The organism is Glutamicibacter sp. HZAU, assembly GCF_004100365.1.
Classification (GTDB): domain Bacteria; phylum Actinomycetota; class Actinomycetes; order Actinomycetales; family Micrococcaceae; genus Glutamicibacter; species Glutamicibacter nicotianae.
This window is the reverse complement of the sequence record NZ_SCKZ01000002.1, coordinates 322,036-344,434: the sequence shown is the minus strand read 5'-3', so window position 1 is coordinate 344,434 and position 22,399 is coordinate 322,036. Positions and strand designations below refer to the sequence as shown.

20 protein-coding genes are annotated in these 22,399 nt (G+C 60.0%); 3 read left to right on the top strand and 17 right to left on the bottom strand.

All coding sequences use genetic code 11. The features are described 5' to 3' along the window. Positions 1-475: 475 nt before the first annotated feature. Positions 476-817: a hypothetical protein gene (locus EKH49_RS04175; RefSeq protein WP_128469827.1), complete on the top strand. Its 342-nt coding sequence runs from the start codon at positions 476-478 to the stop codon at positions 815-817. Between the two features lie 5 nt (positions 818-822). Here EKH49_RS04175 and EKH49_RS04170 read toward each other — a convergent pair whose 3' ends face one another. From EKH49_RS04170 to EKH49_RS04110, 13 genes are all read right to left on the bottom strand, one after another. Next, positions 823-1,614, bottom strand: a complete 792-nt coding sequence (locus EKH49_RS04170; protein ID WP_128469913.1) for a TSUP family transporter — start codon at positions 1,612-1,614, stop codon at positions 823-825. A gap of 59 nt (positions 1,615-1,673) precedes the next feature. Further along, positions 1,674-3,461, bottom strand: a complete 1,788-nt coding sequence (locus EKH49_RS04165; RefSeq protein WP_128469826.1) for a proline--tRNA ligase — start codon at positions 3,459-3,461, stop codon at positions 1,674-1,676. A gap of 490 nt (positions 3,462-3,951) precedes the next feature. Further along, positions 3,952-4,692, bottom strand: a complete 741-nt coding sequence (locus EKH49_RS04160) for a hypothetical protein (RefSeq protein WP_128469825.1) — start codon at positions 4,690-4,692, stop codon at positions 3,952-3,954. A gap of 363 nt (positions 4,693-5,055) precedes the next feature. Further along, complete coding sequence (locus tag EKH49_RS04155; protein WP_128469824.1) at positions 5,056-5,802, bottom strand: hypothetical protein; 747 nt, start codon at positions 5,800-5,802, stop codon at positions 5,056-5,058. A 52-nt stretch (positions 5,803-5,854) separates the two neighbouring features. Beyond that, on the bottom strand, positions 5,855-6,502 hold the full coding sequence (locus tag EKH49_RS04150) for a hypothetical protein (RefSeq protein ID WP_128469823.1): 648 nt from the start codon (positions 6,500-6,502) through the stop codon (positions 5,855-5,857). 319 nt (positions 6,503-6,821) lie between these two features. After that, positions 6,822-7,634 (bottom strand): GNAT family N-acetyltransferase, encoded by an 813-nt coding sequence (locus tag EKH49_RS04145; RefSeq protein ID WP_128469822.1) that lies wholly within the window; start codon positions 7,632-7,634, stop codon positions 6,822-6,824. A gap of 37 nt (positions 7,635-7,671) precedes the next feature. After that, on the bottom strand, positions 7,672-8,838 hold the full coding sequence (gene ispG, locus EKH49_RS04140; RefSeq protein ID WP_038989684.1) for a flavodoxin-dependent (E)-4-hydroxy-3-methylbut-2-enyl-diphosphate synthase: 1,167 nt from the start codon (positions 8,836-8,838) through the stop codon (positions 7,672-7,674). 139 nt (positions 8,839-8,977) lie between these two features. Then, on the bottom strand, positions 8,978-9,532 hold the full coding sequence (locus EKH49_RS04135) for an NAD(P)H-dependent oxidoreductase (RefSeq protein WP_038989685.1): 555 nt from the start codon (positions 9,530-9,532) through the stop codon (positions 8,978-8,980). A 122-nt stretch (positions 9,533-9,654) separates the two neighbouring features. Continuing rightward, entirely contained in the window at positions 9,655-10,077 is a 423-nt protein-coding gene (arfB, locus tag EKH49_RS04130) for an alternative ribosome rescue aminoacyl-tRNA hydrolase ArfB (protein WP_128469821.1), read from the bottom strand. 116 nt (positions 10,078-10,193) lie between these two features. Beyond that, the gene (locus EKH49_RS04125) at positions 10,194-10,493 is read right to left on the bottom strand and encodes a YciI family protein (RefSeq protein WP_128469820.1); all 300 of its coding nucleotides are present in this window, start codon (positions 10,491-10,493) and stop codon (positions 10,194-10,196) included. 23 nt (positions 10,494-10,516) lie between these two features. Continuing rightward, positions 10,517-11,866: a M50 family metallopeptidase gene (locus EKH49_RS04120; RefSeq protein ID WP_128469819.1), complete on the bottom strand. Its 1,350-nt coding sequence runs from the start codon at positions 11,864-11,866 to the stop codon at positions 10,517-10,519. Continuing rightward, positions 11,863-13,077: a 1-deoxy-D-xylulose-5-phosphate reductoisomerase gene (gene dxr, locus EKH49_RS04115; protein ID WP_128469818.1), complete on the bottom strand. Its 1,215-nt coding sequence runs from the start codon at positions 13,075-13,077 to the stop codon at positions 11,863-11,865. The genes EKH49_RS04120 and dxr overlap by 4 nt, the downstream gene beginning before the upstream one ends. 86 nt (positions 13,078-13,163) lie before the next feature. Next, complete coding sequence (locus tag EKH49_RS04110; RefSeq protein ID WP_128469817.1) at positions 13,164-14,318, bottom strand: acyl-CoA dehydrogenase family protein; 1,155 nt, start codon at positions 14,316-14,318, stop codon at positions 13,164-13,166. A gap of 233 nt (positions 14,319-14,551) precedes the next feature. Here EKH49_RS04110 and EKH49_RS04105 point away from each other — a divergent pair, with 233 nt between their 5' ends. Beyond that, positions 14,552-15,175, top strand: a complete 624-nt coding sequence (locus EKH49_RS04105; protein WP_128469816.1) for a TetR/AcrR family transcriptional regulator — start codon at positions 14,552-14,554, stop codon at positions 15,173-15,175. A gap of 69 nt (positions 15,176-15,244) precedes the next feature. After that, positions 15,245-15,706 carry a GNAT family N-acetyltransferase gene (locus EKH49_RS04100; protein ID WP_038989691.1) on the top strand — a complete coding sequence of 154 codons (462 nt, stop codon included), beginning with the start codon at positions 15,245-15,247 and terminating at the stop codon, positions 15,704-15,706. A 345-nt stretch (positions 15,707-16,051) separates the two neighbouring features. On the opposite strand, the gene EKH49_RS04095 is transcribed toward EKH49_RS04100, so the two are convergent. From EKH49_RS04095 to EKH49_RS04080, 4 genes are all read right to left on the bottom strand, one after another. After that, a complete protein-coding gene (locus EKH49_RS04095; RefSeq protein ID WP_128469815.1) occupies positions 16,052-17,752 on the bottom strand; it encodes an ABC transporter ATP-binding protein in 1,701 nt (566 codons plus the stop codon). Further along, complete coding sequence (locus tag EKH49_RS04090) at positions 17,749-18,819, bottom strand: ABC transporter permease (RefSeq protein ID WP_128469814.1); 1,071 nt, start codon at positions 18,817-18,819, stop codon at positions 17,749-17,751. Before EKH49_RS04090 ends, EKH49_RS04095 begins: the two co-directional genes overlap by 4 nt. A gap of 51 nt (positions 18,820-18,870) precedes the next feature. Further along, positions 18,871-20,388: an ABC transporter permease subunit gene (locus tag EKH49_RS04085; protein ID WP_128469813.1), complete on the bottom strand. Its 1,518-nt coding sequence runs from the start codon at positions 20,386-20,388 to the stop codon at positions 18,871-18,873. A gap of 140 nt (positions 20,389-20,528) precedes the next feature. Beyond that, the gene (locus EKH49_RS04080) at positions 20,529-22,337 is read right to left on the bottom strand and encodes an ABC transporter family substrate-binding protein (RefSeq protein ID WP_128469812.1); all 1,809 of its coding nucleotides are present in this window, start codon (positions 22,335-22,337) and stop codon (positions 20,529-20,531) included. Positions 22,338-22,399: the final 62 nt, after the last annotated feature.

Below are 22,399 nucleotides of genomic sequence, written 5' to 3'. Positions count from 1 at the left end.
ACGGCGAATTATGGCGAGGATTGGAACAGGCGTTTCTGTCGAGTTGAAGCGTGCAATGCTTCAACGATCAGTGGTTTTTAACCTTGCCCCTCGTTGAAACTGGTATGCCCAATACCGGTTTTTCGTAATCGACAGTATTTTCAGCTACCAGCCTTCCCCATTCTCTCCACCATGGAATGAAGCTGCAACTATATGAATTTCATTCCTATTCAACTGCTCTCGATATTCACCGCCAAAGGGTCTATGGTGAATAATAAGTGCTTAAGATTCGGCATTCAGCTCCGCTAAAAATGGAGCGAAATTCTCCGCTTTCTTCCACTTATTGGGGAACTAACCACTTGCAGCTAGGTCGTCAATCGGAGGTAGTGAAATGTCAGGTCGACACATGCGTTCGACGATAGCTGAACTGGTCAGCGAAGTGATCAGTTCACGGCAAGGCCGTGCACAGCTCAGCGCACACGGTTGGATTCAGGGAATGCCCATTGTCATCGCGCAATCCGGAGAATCAGTCAACGATGTCATGTCGCTCGTAGCCGCGCATCAACCGCCGGCACTGATCGCTACACTCGATCCGGAAAAAGACGATTTGTGGTTCCTCTACGTTTCCATCGGCTGCACCGCATTGAAGGTTGTGGATCCGCTGGAACCGCGCACGACAATTGCCCAACTCTACAAAGCGGCATTAGGCTCCAGCTTCCTGACCTTCAGGATCGCGCAAATGCCGACCAGTTCCATGGTTCATGCCATCGAACCGCAACAGGTCCAGCATCATGCCGGTTACCCGCCAATTAACACATCAGCTGCCGGAAGCCGCTAGACCTGTCAGTTTCCGGCCAGGATCAGGTCCGAACCGAGCTTGATGATCAGTGCCGAAACGACGATCACGAAGACGATGCGTATGAAGGCGCTGCCCTTTGAGATCGCCATGCGCGCGCCGAGGTAGCCGCCGAGCATATTCATCAACCCCATGGCCAGGCCCAAGGCTGCCAAGACGTGCCCTGTCGGAATGAAGAGCAGCAACGCACCCAGATTGGTGCACAGGTTCACGATCTTCGCCTTGGCGGAGGACTGCAGGAAGTTGTAGCCCAGCACCGTCACCATGGCGATGATCAAGAACGATCCAGTGCCCGGCCCGATCATCCCGTCGTAGCCGCCAATCAGCAGCCCGATCAGGATGGCGCGCAGATAGTGCCCATGCCCGGTGTAGCGCAGCCGCGACAGCTCCCCCGCTTTGGGCTTGAGGATCGTGAAGAGCAGCACCGCAATGAGCGCTGCGATAATGATGGGCTGAATCGCTTCGGCTGGAAGTATTGTTGCCAGCGCGGCTCCGCCGAACGCCCCGAGCATCGCGGTCAATGCCATCGGAATCGCGGTTTTCAAATCCGGGCTGGTGCGCCGGTAGTAGGTCACCGCGCTGGTGGTAGTTCCGAAGATCGAGCCGAGCTTATTCGTGGCCAGCGCCTGCACCGGAGTGATGCCGGGGAAAAGAAGCAGCGCGGGCAATTGGATCAGGCCGCCGCCGCCAACCACCGCGTCGATCCATCCGGCGCCCAAGGCTGCCAGAAGCAGCAAGGCCAGGGGCCAGAAGGAGACGGGTTCACCGTTGACGGACAGGAATTCCAAGATCTCTTGCACCGCGCTACTCCCCTATTCAGTTTTCGGCTGCCGCGCCCTTAGGCAGACAGCTCCGCAACGACGTCCTCTACCTTGACATCACGGCGTTCGCCGGAGGTACGGTCCTTGACCTCGACTACGCCCTCTGCGAGGCCGCGTCCCACCACGACAATGGTGGGGATGCCGATCAGTTCTGCATCGGAGAACTTCACACCCGCGGAAACCTTTGGACGGTCATCCAGGATGACCTCCAGGCCGGCCGCTTCGAATTCGACAGCCAGCTTCTCGGCGGCTTCCAGCAGCTCGGGGCCCTTGCCGGTGACAACCATGTGGATGTCGGCTGGGGCAACCTGCTTTGGCCATGCCAGGCCGTTTTCGTCGTGGTACGCCTCGGCGAGCGCGGCGACCGCACGAGTGACGCCAATGCCGTAGGAACCCATGGTGACGACGGTCAGCTTGCCGTTCTGGTCCAAGACCCGCAGATCCAGTGCTTCGGCGTACTTGCGGCCGAGCTGGAAGATATGTCCCATTTCGATGCCGCGTTCGGTGCGCAGCGGGCCGGAGCCATCCGGTGCCGGATCGCCTTCGAGCACGTTGACGGACTCGATGGTGCCGTCAAAGCCGAAGTCGCGCTCGGCCACCAGGCCGAAGACGTGCTTACCCTTTTCGTTGGCGCCGGTGATCCACGAGGTGCCGGATACGACGCGTGGGTCAACCAGGTAGGTGATGCCGCTGGTTCCCTCGGTGCCCAGAACAGCCTTGTCCAGGCCGTTGCCCGGGCCGATGTAGCCAGCAACCAATTCCGGGTGCTTGGCCAAGTCTTCGCCGTTGGCGGCTTCAACCTGGACCTCGCCGATGATGCCCAGCGGGGCGCCTACGGTAGCCTCGACGCGCTTCAGGTCCACCTGGCGGTCGCCTGGAACACCGATGACTACCAGCTGGCGGTTGCCTTCCGGGTCGGTCACGGCCAGGACAACGTTCTTCAGGGTGTCCTTGGCTTCCCAGGCACCGGACTCGCGTGGGCGCAGCTCGTTGGCGGCGGCCACCAGGGTTTCGATGGTCGGGGTGTCCGGGGTATCGACTACCTCGAACGCAGGTGCGTTGGTGTAATCGATAGCTGCAGGGACTACCGTGGTCACCGCCTCGACGTTCGCAGCATAGCCGCCTGCCGAACGCACGAAGGTGTCCTCGCCGATAGCCGTTGGATGCAGGAACTCCTCGGACTTGGAGCCGCCCATGGCACCTGCCTGCGCGAAGACCGGGACAACTTCCAGTCCCAGGCGCTCGAAAATCTTCAGGTAGGCGGCGCGGTGCGCCATATAGGCCTCGTCCAGGCCCTCGTCATCGATGTTGAAGGAGTAGGAATCCTTCATGATGAATTCGCGGCCGCGCAGCAGGCCCGCGCGCGGACGTGCTTCGTCGCGGTACTTGTTCTGGATCTGGTACAGGTAGACCGGCAGATCCTTGTACGAGTTGTACAGGTCCTTCACCAGCAGGGTGAACATTTCCTCATGGGTTGGAGCCAGGAGGTAATCCGCTTCTTTGCGGTCCTTGAGGCGGAACAGGCCTTCGCCGTATTCGGTCCAGCGGCCGGTCTGCTCGTATGGCTCGCGTGGCAACAGCGCTGGGAAGTGGACTTCCTGGCCGCCGATGGCGTTCATTTCCTCGCGAACGATAGCTTCAACACGCGCCAGGACCTTCAAACCCAACGGCAACCAGGTGTAGATTCCCGGGGCCGCACGACGGATGTAACCGGCGCGTACCAACAACTTGTGGCTGGCGACTTCGGCGTCAACCGGATCTTCACGCAAGGTGCGCAAGAAGGTAGTGGAAAGCTTCAAAACCACTCGGGGTGTCCTTTTCCGTCCGTCGACTTCAGAGATATTTCCGGATGCCGACTAGCTATGCAAAATCAAATGGGTTTTGGCCAGAAAATTGGCCTTAATCAATGCTACAGCTTTCGGCGACTTCCCAATAAATTCAAGGGGTCGAGCGGAACCGTGTTGCGTTTTCAGTAGCTTGCTCCCGCTACTGGGCCACTGCTGGGAGTTGCAAGGTTCTTGCTTATTGAGGAGGTGATTTAAACGAGGCCCCGCTTCGGTGCGCGTTCCTCGCTAGTTCTTGCTTGGAGCGTGTCCGCATATTGCGCAGCTCCGTTTGCCAGCAGCTCCGTTTGCCATGGGCACGGATCATCAGCTGGTTCTGAACCGAACCTTCGTCTGAGACCACTCCATCCATTGGCAGTTGCTGCCTCACTTTGGGAAGTATTTTCCATGCAAATGCGCGAATGCCCCTCTGGTCCAGGAACCAGAGGGGCATTCGCCACCGGAAGCGAGCCTACTTGGCCGCCGCCTTGACCTCTGCAACCGCCTTATTCAGTTCTTCAACGAGAGTCTTCACAGCTTCGTCTTCACTTTGTTCGGTGGTTTGGGTGTGGGAAACGGCAACGACGTTGTCGCCGACTACGCCCTGAATCTGGTACGAACCGCCCGGCACTTCAGCACCGTTCATGGTCATAGCGGTGTGGGTAGCGATGGTCTTGTCTGCGTCAGACTCAGCATCCAGGATCTTGGCAGAGGCCGAAACTTCCTGGCCTGCTACCTTCATCGAGAAGTCCTCGCAACCCTGCAAGTCCTTGGCATCTGCCATCTTGTTGATTGCTTCCAGCTTGGCAGCATCCTCGTAGCCAGCGACCGAATAGCTGCTGCTCTCACCGGTCTCGCCGACGACAATCGCTGCAGCCATGTTCACGCCGTCCAGGTCCTGGGTTCCCTGCTGCGAAACGTATTCCGCGCACTGCGCTGGTTCGATCTCCATCTGATCGATCAGTCCCTTGGCGCTTTCAACTGAGGCGCTCAGCGCAGCGCTATCCAGAACCTGCACATTCGGTTCGTCTCCACCGAGAGTTTTGGCGACCGCAGCGGCTTGCTCGGCGGTCAGCGCCGGGACTCCCGCGCTTTCCTGTTCCTGAGGGGCCTCCGAAGAGCCAGCAGCTCCTTCGGTTCCCGAATTCGAGCTGCAACCGGTCAGTGCTAGGGCAACTGCTACTGGCAGCACCCAGAGTGAACGCTTTTTCATGGTGATTTCCTGACAATGGTGATGATAAGCCACCCACAGCATTTCACAATATGTTGGAAATAAAAAGACAACGAGAGAGTGTTGCAGCGAATGGACTTGAGCAAGTTGTTCGCTTGAATGCTCAAGAGCAGGACAAGAGTCATCCACTGCCAGGAAAAGCACCAGTCAAAGAGAAATCTGCAGGCGACGCACAGGAACAAGTCCCTGGCAGTTGAATCGCGCTTCAACTGCCAGGGACTTCAATATGACTCGGAAGATGCATTGCTTCACGGCAAACTATCCAAGTCGCTACCGCTGCTGGCATCCCGCTCCTAGGCGCAGCACCGCCTGGTATTGGCGAGTCGGGACACGGAGCACAAGTGACTATTGCTTTCGAACCGCATCGATTTCGGCGAACGCACGATCCGTCAATTCCACGGCTTGCGCGGCCAGCTCAGCTGCTTGCTGCGAACCTGTCTGCAGGGTAACCAGGACGAAATTGTCGTCCCGCAGCGCCTGCACCACGACCGAGGTCAATAGCTGCCCTCCGCCTGCGTCCATCTGGGTGGACATGGTCAACGACTGGTCAGCTTTGACATCCAAGGGCAGGATCTGGCGTTCAGTTTCGATTTTTTCGCCACCTGTCTCGACGGTGACGTTTTCGCATCCCTCCAGATCATCCAAGGTCAGCGCCTGGGAGACATTCTTACGTGTGGCTTTGTCCGTCAAGGAGAAAACCTGCACAACTTTGCCGACGGATTCCGAGGAGCTGGTTGCCGTTGCGGATACGGATGCAGTCAAGTCGGTAACTGAATACTTGGCATTCAACTCGGCGCATTTCTCCGGCTTGATGCCACTGGGAGCCTTCGCGTTCTTGGCAATTTCCAGTTGCTGCTGCATTTGCTCGTTGCCGACCACCTGGACTGCGTTGTCGCCTTCCAAAAGCTTGGAAGCGACGGATTTCACCTGCTCGGCAGTGAGCGCGCCATTCGAGGCAGCCTCTTCCTGGCTGTCTGCGGAGGTCGTTGAAGCAGACGATTCCGCAGGTTCCGTGGCTGAATCTGAAGAACAGCCAGCTAGTATCATGGTCGCGGCCAATGGCAGGGCCCAAAGGGCTAAACGCTTAGTCATTTACTGCTTTCCGTTGTTGCCGCCGAAGAGCCGGCGACGTCGTAAAAATAAACTACTGGGTCAGCTGGTCCATGAGCTTCTGCAGGATCTCTGATGCTTCTTCAACTTCGTTCGCGGTGTTCCCCGCTGTTGTGGAGCGTTGAAGGCCGAGAAGGACATTCGAGCTGGCAGTGCGAATGATTAGCTGCTGCTGGGTCGACGAACCATCACTGCTGGTAATCACATACCCATCGGATAATCCCGCTGAAGAATCCATGGGCTGCTTGGCAAGATGATAGGCACGAGTCTCGTTGCCCCGCTTGACTGTGTACCGCGCGCAATCAGCGTTGGCCGCCGTTTTGGCATCCCATTGGGCCTGCAAGAATTCAGAATCCTTGTAGATTGCGACTGTAAGGTAGCTGTCCTCGAATTCTATGGCCCCCATCGTGGCGTTCTTCAATTGATCGGCTACCGGCTCAGCAAAAGTGACCCCGCATTTGCTGGGATTCACTTTGACGTTCTCGATCCATTCCTGGGCCTGCGGAATGTTCTCGCGAAGCTGCTTGTCGCCAATGACCTCGGAATTCTTTTCTTCTTGGGCGAATTCCTCAAGCAGGTTCTCCAGCTGTGCGCCATCGAGGCGAACCGGCGCGACCGGCGATGCCCCGACTTCGGTTTCTGGTGCGCTGCACCCGCTCATCAGGACTACTGCTGCGCTCATAGCAGCGCCCAAGTATGCTTTAGCGCCAAAGCCTCGAACCACAAGTTTTCCCATCACCGTCGCTGTTACACCTTCGAGTCTAGAAGACCGCGGATCATTCGCTGGGCATTGCTGCTTCCTCGTTGGGTGCAAGACGAAACATCACAAGGGCAATGCTGGGAGTCTGCATTTTCATTCCTGCGCCGTCGCACGATCGGCTTGCACTCCGAATGCCGACGGCATGGAGCCTCGCCGTGCTGAAGCCATACAGGAATCCGCGATCGAATCAGCGTCTTCAGGCTCGGCAAGCGATGCTTTGCCAAGGCGCCGGCTTCTGAGATCAGAACAGGATCGTCGCGAAGGTTCCGACTTGTTCAAAGCCGATGCGCTGATATGTCTTAATTGCAGCGGTGTTGAAGTCGTTGACGTATAGGCTCACGACTGGCGCTAACTGCATTGCATAGTCCACTGTGGAGGCCATATAGCCGGCAGCCAACCCCTGTCCGCGGTACATCGGATTCACCCAAACACCTTGGATTTGCACAACTTCATCGGTGACCGTGCCCAGGTCAGCCTTGAAAATCACGTTGCCCCGCTGGTCGCAGTCCATGAGGGTATGTCCATCACGAATTAGCTGGCGTACACGATTGCGGTAGAAGCTTCCCCCGTTTTCCAACGGCGAATAGCCAAGTTCCTCTTCGAACATTGCTGCGCTGGCCGGCAGCACTCGATCGAATTCTTGGACCTGGGCCGGGCGGAGCCGATTGCGTCGAACGCCCGCCGGGTTGTGCGAGATCGCCATCAATGGCTGATTCGCCCGGAGGTCGAAAATTTCTTGCGGACCGTCCCGCAAGACCTCATGCATGGCCAGCACGGTTTCCGCCGGGCCGAAGACCGAGGCGAATCGCTGGCGGGTCTCGATGGCATGCATGGCGAATTTCTGGGCATCGGCCTCCGCCATGGCGGTGGGCGCCATATTGGCGCCCACCCAGCATGCCGATTCAAGGCCTTCGTTGCCGTCCAAGCCAACGATATGGGCAAAGCCATCTGGAACCGCAGACTTGTGGATGTTCACCTGAGAACGGGTGAAGATGTTGGCGACGGGGTCGCGATCGAGCAACTCGATAAGGGCGGTCGTGTCACGACGGCCCAAGATGCGCGGCGCTCCCTCGACGCTTCGTCGGCTAGTTCTAGCTGACGGAGACCACGGGAGAACCCGAGGAAGGATTCTCGTCATTGTCCAGTCCCATTTCTGCCGCCAAACGGTTGGCTTCTTCGATCAAAGTCTCGACAATCTGGTCTTCCTGGACGGTCTTGATGACCTCGCCCTTGACGAAGATCTGTCCCTTGCCGTTGCCCGAAGCTACACCGAGGTCCGCATCGCGGGCTTCACCCGGTCCGTTGACGACGCAGCCCATGACTGCCACGCGCAGTGGAGCCTTCATGCCTTCGAGCCCAGCAGTAACCTGCTCAGCCAAGGTGTAGACATCCACCTGTGCGCGTCCGCAGGATGGGCAGGAAACGATGTCCAGCTTGCGCGGACGCAGGTTCAGCGATTCCAGAATCTGGTTGCCGACCTTCACTTCCTCGACCGGCGGGGCCGACAGCGATACGCGAATGGTGTCGCCAATGCCCTGGGAGAGCAGTGCGCCGAAAGCGGTCGCGGACTTGATGGTGCCCTGGAACGCAGGACCGGCCTCGGTCACGCCCAGGTGCAACGGCCAGTCGCCGCGTTCTGCCAGCATCTCGTAGGCGCGGACCATGATCACCGGGTCGTTGTGCTTGACCGAGATCTTGAAGTCGTGGAAGCCGTGCTCCTCGAACAGGGAGGCTTCCCAGACAGCCGATTCGACCAGTGCTTCAGGGGTGGCCTTGCCGTATTTCTGGAGCAGGCGGCGGTCCAGCGAGCCGGCGTTGACGCCGATGCGGATCGACGTGCCGTGGTCCTTGGCGGCCTGCGCGATTTCCTTGACCTGGTCATCGAACTGGCGGATATTGCCTGGGTTCACGCGCACCGCGCCGCAGCCTGCCTCGATGGCAGCGTAGACGTACTTCGGCTGGAAGTGGATGTCGGCGATGACCGGGATCTGCGACTTCATCGCGATGATCTTCAGCGCTTCCGCGTCCTTGTCCGTTGGGCAGGCAACACGCACGATGTCGCAGCCGGCAGCGGTCAGCTCAGCGATCTGCTGCAGGGTGGCGTTGATGTCGTGGGTCTTGGTGGTGGTCATCGACTGGACCGAAATCGGCGAGTCGGAGCCGACACCTACGGATCCAACCTGGAACTGGCGAGTCTTACGACGTGGTGCGAGTACCGGCGGTGGGCCTGCCGGCATGCCTAGGCTGACCGAAGTCAATGGACGCCTCCGAATAGATTGTGGGTATTTCTCTACTCCAAGTATGTCACCGTATCGCGGTGAGCGGGTATTGATGCGAGAAAGGCCACGGGAACCGTGGCCTTTCTCCCATCATTTTGCAGCTGGAGCCTGCGAAAGCCTAGTTGGCTTCGGCGATTTCCTTGATGCTCTTCAGCACGCCGGAAACCTGCTCGACAACTTCAGCGTCGTCCTTCGGGTGCAGTTCTGCGAAGCGCACTACCGAGTTCGGGATGGCCAGCTTGACGTTTTCCAGCACGTTGGCGCCGGCGATGTTCAGTGCCTTGCGTGCTTCGTCCTGTGCCCAGACGCCACCGTACTGTCCGAAGGCGGTGCCCAGTACTACGGTTGGCATGTCCTTCAGTGCACCGGCACCGAAGGGACGGGACAGCCAGTCAATGGCGTTCTTCAAGACAGCTGGCATGGTGCCGTTGTACTCGGGGGTGACCAGCATCAGCGCGTCGGCTTCGCCGGCTGCGTCGCGCAGGGCCTGGGCTGCGGCTGGAACGCCACCTTCCACGTCATGGTCCTCGTTGTAGAACGGGATATTCTCCAAGCCGCTGAACACGGAAACTTCCATGCCTTCGGGGGCGTTGTGCGAAGTGGCTTCCGCCAGCTGCTGGTTGGTCGAACCGTTGCGCAGGGAACCGACGAGGGTGAGGACCTTGGTGGTCATAAGGTGTTCTCCTTGAGACAGAATAAATAGAAAGCTGACGCTTCATCTACTTTCAACCGCATCACCAAACCGGGCATTCCGCCGATTCCAGTGACATGGGACACAGCAGTTGCTTCCTCCGGTCAGTCCATTCCCGGCTTGCGGCGAAGCTGCTTCGTGGCCGAGCGATTGGCCTTGGCGCTCAGCCTGCGCCGGTGCGATCCCCGGGTGGCTTTCGTTGCCTTGCGCGCGGGCGCATCCGGCGCCAAGGCTTTTTCGATGATGCGTCCCAGCTTCTCCTGCGCAATCTGGCGGTTGCGCCATTGAGATCGTTCCTCGGCGGCAGTCACGACCAGTGCTCCAGCCACCAGGCGCGGTCCAAGTTTCTCGAGCAGCCGATGGCGCTGCCAGTCGGACAACGCCCTTGAAGCGCCAATCACCCAAGAGAGCTCCACGCGGGAGTCGGAGGTATTCACATGCTGGCCGCCGGGGCCTGACGAACGGGAGAAATGCCATTTCAGCTCCGCGGCAGGGATTGCCAGTGCCGGCGTAATCTGCACATCCATGATGCTCTCCCCTTTCTTCTCCCCATACCAGTCTGGGCCATCAATGCCGTTTAACGCAGCCAGCCTCCGCCGTTCTTGGTACAGAACAACGGAGGCTGGCACATGCAACCTGTCGCCTAGGAAGCGAATTCCTTCAGCAGGCCCATGACCGGGTTCCATTCGGTGATGGTGGCCGAGCCGACTCCGCCAACCAGCTGGAATGGGTCATTGGACAGCACGTCTTCCAATGCCGCCTGCGATTCGGCTGCGAAGATCAGCAGCGCGCCGTCGCTGACCGGAGTTGGCCCCGAAGCCAGAAGGCGTACCGATCCTTCGCCAAGGAACCCCCCGAGGTACTCGCGGTGCGCCGGACGGTGTTCGTCGCGCAGATCGTTGGAGTTTTCGGCGTAAGCGTATTCAACAGCAAAAACAGTCATGCCTACAGCTTATTTCTCTCGTCTCAGAACAGTTGAATCGGCTTGAAGATATCCGCATATATTAAGAGCCCGCCCATGACCAGCATCGCCACCACGACGACATAGGTCAGCGGCAGTAGCTTGACCGTGTCAACCGGCTTGACCTTCTTGATCTTGAAGATCCGTGCAAACATGCGCTTCAGCCCCTCGTACAACGCGCCCACAACGTGGCCGCCATCCAGCGGCAGCAGCGGGATCAGGTTGAAGGCGAACAGCGCCAAGTTCAGGCCCCCGACCAGCGACAGCAACGTTGCGAATTTATCGGCAACCGAGATGGAATCCTCGGCGCTGATCTCTCCGGCGATGCGTCCAACGCCCACAATGGACACCGGCCCGTCGGGGTCGCGTTCCTGATTGCCGAAGGCCGCTTGGGCGACATCCACCATGCGCTGGGGCAGGTGAAGAATGACATCGCCGATCTTCAGCAGCTGCTCCCCGATCACGCCGGGCACCGCGCTCAAGGGCTGGGTCAAGTCGCGTTGCAAAGAGCCCATCCCGACGAAACCGACCTTGGTCATGATGTATTCGCCGTGCTCATCGAGCAGCACGTAGCCGTTCTCGTCAGTGGCCGGACGCTCGGTCAGGTACGGGGTCAGCTCAGTGGTGTGGCTCTGCCCGTCGCGGGAGTATTCCAGGGTGATTGGTTCTCCTGGATGATCGCGGATGACATCGGTGAGCTTGTTCCACTCGGCTTGCGCGACAGGGGTGCCGTTGACCGCGGTAATCGTATCGCCGGGCAGGAGGCCCGCCTCGTAGGCGGGTGCCGGGACATCCTCGTCGGTGCATTCGGTCTGCTCCGCGTTCTGCGCGCTGGCAATGCACTGGTACACCTCGGAGACCGTGGTGGTCGGTGTGGCCTGCCCGAAGCTGGTGAGCACGATGGCGATCACCACGAACCCGATGAGCAGGTTCATGATCGGGCCGCCGAGCATGATGATCACGCGCTTGTAGATCGGCAGCTGGTAGAACAACCGGCCTTCATCGCTGGGCAGCACGTTTTCATTGGCCTGCGAACGCGCGTCATCGACCATCTGGCCGAAGACCTTCTGGAAGAGATTCGGCTTCTTGCCCGGAGCGTCAGCAGCGACCTGCTCGCGTGGCGGGTACATGCCGACCATCGAGATGTAGCCGCCCAGTGGCAGCGCCTTGATGCCGTATTGGGTTTCACCCCGCTTGAAGGAAACCAGTGTCTTGCCGAAACCGATCATGTACTGCGGAACCCGCAGCTTGAAGAGCTTCGCGGGGACCAGGTGCCCGATTTCATGCAGCGCGATGGACAGCCCTACGGCTACCAGCATGAATAGTACGCCGCCGATGAACAGCAATGCACTCATGCGCTCGCCTCGATGATCTTCGTTGCATGGGCACGGGCCCAGCGGTCGGTTTCCAGCACTGTTTCCACCGACAGCTCGGCATTCACCGGGGTATACGCGTCCAGTGCGCGTTCAATGGTCTCGACGATGCCGGTGAAGCGGATCTTTCCATCATGGAAGGCATCCACTGCAACTTCGTTGGCGGCGTTGTAGACGGCCATATGCGTTCCCGACGAGGACGCTGCCTGCTTGGCGAGCTTCACAGCGCTGAAGACTTCTTCATCCAGCGGTTCAAAGGTCCAGCTGGCCGCGGTGGAGAAATCGCAGGCCTTCGTGGCCCCGGCGACCCGATGCGGCCAATTGATGCCCAACGCGATGGGCAGGCGCATGTCCGGCGGCGATGCCTGGGCAATCACCGAACCATCGATGAACTCCACCATCGAGTGGACGATGGATTGCCGGTGCACGACGGGCTCGATCTTCTCCAGCGGCACGTCGAAAAGCAGGTGGGCTTCGATGACTTCCAGGGCCTTGTTGACCATGGTGGCCGAGTTGGTGGTGACCATGCGCCCCATGTCCCAGGTCGGGTGGGCCAGTGCCTGGGCAGGGGTGACATCACGCAGCTGCTCGTAGCTGCAGCCGAAGAATGGGCCTCCGGAGGCCGTGACCAGCAGCTTGGCCACTTCCTCGGGCGCGCCTGAGCGCAGTGCCTGGGCGAGGGCGGAATGCTCGGAGTCCACCGGCGAGATCTGGCCAGGGGCTGCGATCTGCTTGACGACCTGGCCTCCGATGATCAGGGATTCCTTGTTTGCCAGGGCCAGCAGGTGGCCGGCTTCCAGCGCAGCAATGGTCGGAGCCAGGCCAATGGCACCGGTGATGCCATTGAGCACTACGTCGGCCTCGGCAAACTCGGCAACCTCGGTGGCCGCCTGCGCGCCAGCCGCCAGCTCGGGCTCGTATCCGGTCACCGATGCGTCCTCGGCGGCCTGCTTGATGGCCGCGGCCAGCTCATCCTTTGATTCCACGGCGCTGCCGACCATTGCAGGGCGGTGCTTGATGGCCTGGCGGGCCAGCAATTCAAGGTTGTATCCGCCGGATAAGGCGGCCACGGAGAATTGGCCGGATGCCTGTTCGATGACGTCCAGTCCCTGCGTACCGATGGAACCGGTGGAACCGATCAGGCTGACTCGACGGGGATGCCCGGCTGGAATGAAGGTTTTCTGGAAGCTCACCTAACCTATTATGGTTCGTTTAACTGTGAGCGCCCAAAGAGCGCCACACCCTGGAAGCAGAATGCGGCGCTCCCTGCGGGTGATGATCAGAGACCCAGGCTGCGGGCAATGAGCATCTGCTGGACCTGGGTGGTTCCTTCTCCGATTTCCAGGATCTTCGAATCGCGGTAGTGGCGTGCCACCAAGGATTCGTTCATGAATCCGTAGCCGCCAAAAATCTGGGTAGCATCACGGGCATTGTCCATCGCCGCCTCGCTGGCAATCAGCTTGGCGTGCGCGGCTTCGATCTTGAAGTCCTTGCCGGCGAGCATCTTGGCCGCGGCCGCGTAGTAGGCCAAACGGGCGGTGTGGGCGCGCGAAGCCATGCGGGCGATCATGAAGGAAATGCCCTGGTACTGGCCAATCGTCTGGCCAAAGGAAGTTCGGGTCTTGGCATACTTCACCGCCTCGTCGAGGCATCCCTGGGCAGCGCCGGTGGCCAGCGCCGCGATGGCAATACGGCCTTCGTCGAGGATTTCCAGGAAGTAGGCGTATCCGCGTCCACGCTCGCCCAGCAGGTTCTCTTCTGGAACCCGCACGCCGTTGAAGCTCAGCGGATGGGTGTCGCTGGCACGCCAGCCCACCTTGTCGTAGGCCTTTTCCGCGGTGAATCCCTCGGTCCCGGTCGGCACGATGATGGCCGAAATTTCCTTTTTCCCGGTGGCTTCGTCGACACCGGTCACTGCGGTGGCCGTGACCAGGGAGGTGATATCGGTGCCGGAGTTGGTGATGAATTCCTTGGCACCGTCGATGACCCACTGGCCATTTTCAAGTTTCGCCTTGGTCAAGGATGCCGATGCGTCGGATCCTGCGCCCGGTTCGGTCAGGCCGAAACCGGCCAAGCGCTCACCGGCGGCCAGGGCAGGCAGCCATTTCTGCTTCTGTTCCTCGTTGCCGAAGCGGTAGATCGGCATCGCACCCAGGGAGACGCCGGCTTCGAGAGTGATGGCTACCGACTGGTCCACCTTCCCCAGCTCTTCGAGCGCCAGTGCGAGGTGGAAGTAGTCGCCGCCGGAACCGCCGAATTCTTCGGAGACGGGCAGGCCAAAGAGACCCATCTGGCCCATTTGCTTGACGATGTCGTAAGGGAAGGCATGGTTGGCATCGTTCTGCGCGCTCTGCGGGGCAACGACTTCCCGGGCGAATTCGCGGACCATGTCAACCAGGTCTTGATGCTGGTCGTCGAGTTCGAGGTCAATCATCAGGCTCTCTCTTCGTTGAGGGACGAACCGGCACCGGCAGCGGAGTGTGCATTACCGGCGGCGGTCATGTTCTGCGCTTGGTGCGTGCGTTTCTTGGAAGCGCACGCTGCGACGAGTATGGTTAATATTTATTAACTGGTCACTGCCTACGGGTGGGTAGAACAGCTACATTTTTGACAGTAGTGGCAGCCGTCACAGTTGTCCAGACCGGGCTTGGCAAACGTAAGGAGTTGATGGTCTTGGCGAGCAAATATCAATCGCTCAATGAACCAACAGATCGCGAGCGCGCCAAAGCTGAACGACGCGAAGCGCTCTTACGCGAAGCCACGAGGCTTTTTGCCTTGAATGGCTACGCGGGCGTTTCCCTGGAAGACCTCGGCGCTGCCTGCGGAATTTCCGGTCCGGCAGTGTACCGGCATTTTGCCGGCAAGCAGGCCGTGCTCATCGCCTTGCTGGTAGACATGTCCAAAGACATCTACGCCGGAGGTTGCGCAGCGGCGGAAGCCGGTGGCACTCCCCTGGAGGTGCTGTCGCGCTTGGTGGATTTCCACACGGATTTCTCGCTGTCCCGCCCGGATATCCTGCAGGTCCAGGACCGCGATCTGAAATCGCTGCCGAAGGTCGAGCTGGAACTGGTTCGCAAACTCCAGAACTCCTATATCGGGCTCTGGACTACCGAACTGGCAAAATTGCATCCCACTGGCAGCAAGCAGTCGCACCGGTTCCGCGCGCACGCTGTCTTCGGATTGCTTAACTCGACAGCCCATTCCGCTCACTCGCCGAGGACTAAAAAGTCCGGTTTGAAGCCGTTATTGTCCAATATGGCACTCGCGGCGCTCACTTCCCCGGTAGTGTAGGTTTCAAGCCACTATTCCCTGGCGTGCCAAAACCGGCACGCTGACCCATTCGATTGAAAGGCCTTTATCGTGCAGCTACGTGAAGTCCGCCCTTCCGACTTGGATGCATTCTTCGCTCACCAGCAAGAACCCGAGGCGAACCTCATGGCCGCTTATCAGGCGCGTAACCCAGCCGACCGCGCGGTATTCGACCACCACTGGAACTCGATTCTGAACGATCCGAATGTTCTGGTTCGCACCATCGAGCATGAGGGCGAAGTCGTTGGATCCATTCTGGTCTTCGACGGCGAAGTACCAGAAATCAATTTCTGGACTTCGACCAAGTACTGGGGCAAGGGACTGACCACCAGCGCAGTAGAAGCATTCCTTGCCGAATACACCAAGCGCCCATTGACCGCACACGTGGTCCAGGACAACCTGGGCTCGATCAAGGTCCTGGAACGTCGCGGTTTCAAGACCATCGGCACCGAGCAGATCTTCTCCAACGCCCGTGCAGAGGTCGTCACCGAAAACGTCATGCAGCTGGATTAGTTTCCCAACGCATTATGCAAGAGCCGGCTCTCAATCGAGAGCCGGCTCCTGCTTCTTAAGCAGGCTCTGCGGCCAGGGCTTGCCACCCGGCCGGTCGCATCGTTGCCTTCGTTCGGCGAAGGGCAACTCTGTTTCCGCGGGAGGCTGGCTGGGCGTCTGTTCATCGGAATTGAGCCCTCGCCCAACCTGCGGAGCACAACGCTGTGGTATCCAATACCCGCCTTCTACCTGCCAGCAGCACCGCTTTCAACGAGCGGACATCGGCCAAGTGCCAGGGCAGGCGAAAGGGGCGCGTTTCCAAGGGCAACATTGGAAACGCGCCCCTTTCGCTGGTCAGCGCAATGCCTACTTCGTGTTGTTCAGCAGGCGCCAGGCCTCACGGCGCACTGCCTGCTCGTGCGGATCCGGAACCGGTGCCGCAGCCAGCAGCCGCTTGGTGTATTCATGGGTTGGCGCATGCAGCACAGTGTCCACCATGCCCTGCTCAACCGCCTTGCCGGACTGCATCACCACGACCGCGTCCGCCAGCATGTCCACGACGGCCAGGTCATGGCTGACGAAGAGGCAGGCGAAGTTGAAGTCCCGCTGCAGCTCCTGGAGCATCTCCAGGACAACTGCCTGCACCGACACGTCCAAGGCGCTGGTCGGCTCATCGGCGATCAGCAGCTCCGGGTTCAAGGTCAATGCACGGGCAATGCAAATACGCTGGCGCTGGCCGCCGGAAAGCTCGTGCGGGTACCGGTTGATCACGTTGCGCGGCATCTTCACCGCATCGAGCAATTCTTCGGCACGCTTGGTGCGCTCGGCCTTGCTGCCGATCTTGTGCACCACCATGGGTTCGGTGATGCATTCGCCAATCGGGAAACGCGGGTTCAGGGATGCGGCCGGATCCTGGAAGATCACGCCGATCTCCTTGCGGACCTTGCGTGCTTCCTTCGGGGACAGCTTGGGCAGGTTGTGGCCCTTGACCGACAAGGTGCCACTGGCCACCGGCAACAGGCCCAGCACCGCCTTGGCAATGGTGGACTTGCCCGAGCCGGACTCGCCCACAATGCCCAGGACTTCGCCCTTGGCAACATCGAAGCTCACGTTTTCAACGGCGCGGAAGATCTTCCCGCGCATATCGTACTCCAGCACGAGGTCCTTGGCTTCCAGAACCAGCTCGCGCCTTGGAGGGGCGGTTTCCGAGCTGTGCGCAGCGGCCTGCGTGGTGGCAACGGCCGGAGCGGACAGGCGGGGCACCGCAGCCAGCAGGCGCTGGGTGTATGGATGCTCTGGGCGCAGCAATACCTGATCCACGGTGCCCGTCTCCACGAGGTTGCCCTGGAACATCACCGCCACTTCATCGGCCATATCCGCAACAACACCCATATTGTGGGTGATGAGCAGGATGCCGGTATTCAGCCGGTCCTTCAGCTCGCGCAGCAGATCGAGGATCTCGGCCTGCACCGTCACATCAAGTGCGGTGGTCGGCTCATCGGCGATGATGACCTTCGGGTCGCAGGAGATCGCCATGGCGATGACGATGCGCTGCCGCTGACCGCCGGAGAACTGGTGCGGGTACTGCTTGATGCGCTTGTCGGGATCCGGGATGCCCACCATCTCCAGCAGCTCGATAGCCCGGTCGGTCGCTTCCTTGCCGTAGGCGATGTCGTGCAGTTCCAGTGCTTCGGTCAGCTGGCGCTCGATGGTGAGCACCGGGTTCAGTGCCGTCATCGGCTCCTGGAAGACCATGGCGATATCGGTGGCGCGCATCTTGCGCAGCTTGCCTTCGTCCAGGCCAACTACGTTGACGTTGCCGACCTTGGCGGCACCGGAGACATTCGCGTTGTCCGGCAGCAGGCCCATGGCCGCCGTCGAGGTGACCGACTTGCCGGAACCGGACTCGCCGACCAGCGCGACGACCTGCCCCGGGCGGACGGCCAAGGACAAGCCCTTGACCGCGTGGACGTCGGCACCGCCGGTGGCGAAGACGACGTTGAGGTCGTTGAAGCTCAGTGCGAAGTCTTCTGAGCCTTGTTCATTCATTGGTGCTGCGTGGCTCATGGCTTCTCCTTGCGGGTTGGAAGGGCGAACATGCCAGCGCGGCGGCGGCGCTTCTTTCCGACCTGGCGCGGGTCGAATGCATCGCGCAGGCCGTCACCCAGGAAGTTCACCGACAGGGCGATGGTAACGATGATCATGCCTGGCCACCAGAACAGCCATGGACGGGTGGTGAAGGCGTTTTGGTACTGGCTGATCAGCAAGCCCAGCGAGGACTCCGGAGCCTTCACGCCGAAGCCCAGGTAGGACAGCGAGGACTCCAGCAGGATCGCGCCAGCGATCGCGAAGGTGGCGTTCACGATGATCACGCCCATGGTGTTCGGGATCAGGTGCTTGAAGATCACGCGGCTGGTCTTCGAGCCCATGGCCTGGGCGGCGGCCACGTATTCGCGTTCGCGCAGTGAGAGGATTTCGCCGCGGACCAGGCGGGCCAGGCCGGTCCAGGTCACCAAGCCGAGCACCAGGGCCAGGATGATGATGGAGCCGGTGGAGGCACCGGCCATCTTGCCCAGCACTGCAGCCAGAACCAGCAGCGGGATCACGATGAACAAGTCGGTGATGCGCATCAGGATCTCGTCGACCCATCCGCGGAAGTAGCCGGCAACGGCGCCGATGACAGTTCCCAGGACGGTGGCGACCAGGCCGACGACCACGCCGATGATGATGGACTTCTGCGTTCCATTCATGACCAGTGCGAAGTAGTCCTTGCCGACCGAGTCCTGGCCGAAGGGGTGCTCGCCGATGCGGAAGCCTTCGCCGCCAAGCCAGGTGGGAAGCAGGCTCAGCGTCGGCTTGCCGCCATCAATGACGGCTCCTGCCTGGTAGAAGCTCTTTCCCCACCAGCCGGGGAACGGACCCCAGCCGATGGAGCTGAAGGCGAAAACGGTGATGAAAATCAGGACGATAGTGGAAATCATCGCCGGTTTGTGGCTGACGAAGCGTTCGAAAACGATGCGTCCCTGGCTCTTCGGCTTTTCGTGGATCTGGGCAAGCTTGGCGTCTTCCACCTCGGCCACAGAGTTCAGGTCCTGCGGCTCGTGCTCGTTCAGGTTCTTATTCGGAGTGCTCATCGCTGGTCCTTAGGGTTGCAGGCATGAAGGAAATACATTGGTTCATGCCTCCTAGACTCGGATTCGTGGGTCAAGCAGGGCGTAAACGATATCCGCCAGCAAGTTGAAGAGGATTGCGGCGGTACCGGTAACCAGGAAGAACGCCATCACGGGTGCCGGGTCGACATGGTTCAGGCCGGTGGCGAACATTTCGCCCATGCCCTTCCAGCCGAACACGCGCTCGGTGATCACTGCGCCGCCGATCAGGCCGGCGAAGTCGAAAGCTGCGATGGTGGCGATGGGGATCATCGCATTGCGGAACGCATGGCGGAAGATCACGGTGCGTTCGCTCAAGCCCTTGGAGCGCGCGGTGCGGATGTAGTCCTGGCGCTGCACTTCAAGCATGGAGGAACGCGTGTAGCGCGAGTAGCTGGCCAAGGAGATCACTGCGAGCAGGATGGTTGGCATCAGCAGCTGGGTGCCGTTATCCAGGAAGTGGTCCCAGAAGCCGCCTTCGAGGTTCGCTGTGGAGGATCCGATGGTCGCGATGGGGCGTCCCTTGACGTCCAGGAATCCTGGCCAGGCACGGAACATGTGGTCGATGATGGTCAGCCCTGCACCGACGACTCCGGTGATGATGGAAACGGACATGGCTGCCTTGCGCAGGCGGCCGCCCATGAAGCGTCCGATGACGGCCGGGATCACTACCGCGAGGACCAGGCCGATCAGCAGGATCCAGGCGTTTGGCTCCAGCAGCAGGGAGAAGGTCGCGTAGTACATGGCCAGGACCAGTACGGCGGTAATCAATGCCGGATACAGCACCCGCTTCTCCTTCAGGCCAACGCTCATGGCGGTGGCGCTCAGGGCTACGAGCGCGGTCAGCACGATGATGATGGCTGGACCCATTTGCGGGTAGCGGTAGAAATTCAGCCAAAGGCTGTACTGCAGCACCAGCGGAACGAAAACAGCGGCGGCGATGAAGGTGATGCCACGGCGCTTGAGCGAACCGCCGAGGAACATCTGCAAGATGAGACCGACAGCTATGCCTATGGCTATCGATGTCCCCACGGATATCTGCGGATCGGCCAGCCAGTCGTTGTAGCTGATCGCCAGGTATTCCTTGAGCAGCACAGCTGCCCAGAAGACCGGGAGCGAGAAGAAGAGGAAGGTCAGGAAGGTGACGATGTAATCCAGGCCGGAGTACTGGCGGATTGCAGTCAAAACGCCAATGGCGATACCCAGAACCGCGGCAATCACCGTAGCGAGCACAACCAAGCGCAAGGTGGACGATGCGGCGTTGGCCAGCAAGCCGGAGACCTCTACGCCGTTGATATTCCTGCCCAGGTCGCATTGGCCAATCAGGCACTTGCTGGCACCTGTCAGCCAGTCCCAGTAGCGTGCGTACCACGGTGCATCCAGGTTCATGTATTCCACACGCTGGGCCATCAGGTACTCGCGGTTATCCGCGTTGCTTTCGCGCAGGTCCTTGAGCGGGTCGCCTGAGTTGATAACCAGTACGTAGAGCAAGAGCGATGCGGCAAGCAGCACGGCCAGCGCTGAGCCCAGTCTCTTGGCGATAAATTTCCACACGGTTCTAATGTCCTACTTTCTTCTCACGGAAGTGAGCCGGCCCTTGCGGTTGGGGACCTTTGAACACACTGCGGGGCCCGACTTTTGATCGGGCCCCACACGTGTTCGCTCACATTGTGCAAGTACGTTGCCTAGGGCAACTACTCAGCACGTACCCACTGCTCGGCGTTCCAGACGATCTGGTCCTGCGTTGCGGTGTGGCGGACATTCTGGATATCCGAACCCGAGGCGCTCAAGCCTGGGTGGGCGAATACCGGGATGCCGAACAGGTCATCCCACAGCAGCTTCTCGATCTTCTTGGTCTGTTCCGCGTGGACTGCTGGGTCCAGCGAACCTGCCAAGGTCGCCCAAGCTGCATCGACTTCAGGGTTCGAATACTTGCCGAAGTTCTGCGGCTTGCCGGTGGCGTAGATGTTCTGGCCGGAGGTGATCTGGCCGGAACCTGCCCAAGCGAACAGTGCTACCTCGTAGTCGCCACGGTCCTGTGCACCATTTGGCGAGAAGAAGTCAGCCGAACCGGTGTCCTCGATCTTGAAGCCAGCTTCGTCGCAGGAGGACTTGATGGCCGAAACCTCGTTGGCACGACGCTCGTTAGGTGCCGAGTAGCCGATGCGCACTTCGGTGCCAACAGCATCCTGCTCTTCGAGGATCTTCTTTGCGCCCTCGATGTCCACCTCGTCGTAGCGGCCGTCATAGGATGCGTCCACTACTTCCTGGTAGTTGTCCTGGAACGGGAAGACTTCGCGGGCGTTCATCACGATGGCGTCTGGGTTCAACGGCTTGACCAGGTTGTCGACAATCTGCTGGCGTGGAACGCACATGGCGAAGGCCTTGCGCAGTTCCAGGTTGGTCATTGCGTTGCCCTCGGCAAAGTTGAAGTCAAGGTGCTCCCAGGTCAGGGTGTCACCCTTCTGGATAGCCACCGCGTCGCCCAGGTTCTCCAGCTGCGCGAGCGTATCCACGGTCGGCTGCGGGTTGATGACGTCGACGTCCTTGTTCTGCAGCGCCTGGACCATGCTGGCGTCTTCAAGGAATCGGAAGGTCAATTCCTTGGTTGCCGGTGCAGGGCCGTAGTAGTTCTCGTTGGCAACCAGGGTTACGGATTCGCCAGCCTTCCAGCTGCCCAGCTTGTACGGGCCGGATACAGGCGAGATCTTCTCATCGGGCAGCTTGCCCGGGTCGGTCATCCAGCCTTCGTTCCAGAAGTCGGCTGCCTTCTTCAGCTTGTCGGACTCCCCGGCGCGGATGGCGCTGACGAGTTCTTCGGTGCTCATGCCCGATTCCTCGGCCACAACATGTGCTGGGTGCAGCATCCAGGTCTGCAGAGCCCAGTCCGGATCAGACTCGGCGAATTCAACAGTGAATTCCTTGCCGTCCCAGTCGCCCTGCGGGCCTTCTGGCACGGTGTCGCCGAGATCAACGGAAACCGAGTTGAACAGCGGCTTTTCCTTGGAACCCTCATTGAGGTTCAGGTTCTGCACTGCCCATGCGAACACGGAGTCGGCGACGGTGATCGGGGTGCCGTCAGACCACTTGGCATCTTCAGCGATCGTGTACTTGATGGTGAGCGGGTCGTCGCTGACCTTCTCGTAGCTGCCCAAAGCCTCGTTCGGGTACAGGGTGCCGTCGGTGCCGAAGTAGCTGAAGCCGGCAAACATGCGGTCCACGATGGCCGAGTTGTAGGTGGAGTACGTGTTCGGAGTAAAGCCGTTGTAGCTGATGAATTCCGGTGCACCTACGGTGACGTTGATGGTGTCGTCGGCAGTGGTGATATCGCCGAGATCAGCCTTGCCGCTGTTCGCTGCTTCTGCCGAGCCGTTGCCGCCACCTGCGTTGGCATCCTTCGATGCGTCTGCGCCGGTGTCTCCGCCGCCTGGAGCACAAGCCGACAGGGCCAGGGCCAGGGCAGCTCCTACAGCTACTGCTTTCGAAACGCGCTGAAACCGCATTTCGCCTCCTAGAGTTCTTGAATGGTACGAGTTCCGGATCGGTGGATCCACTGTGGATCAGA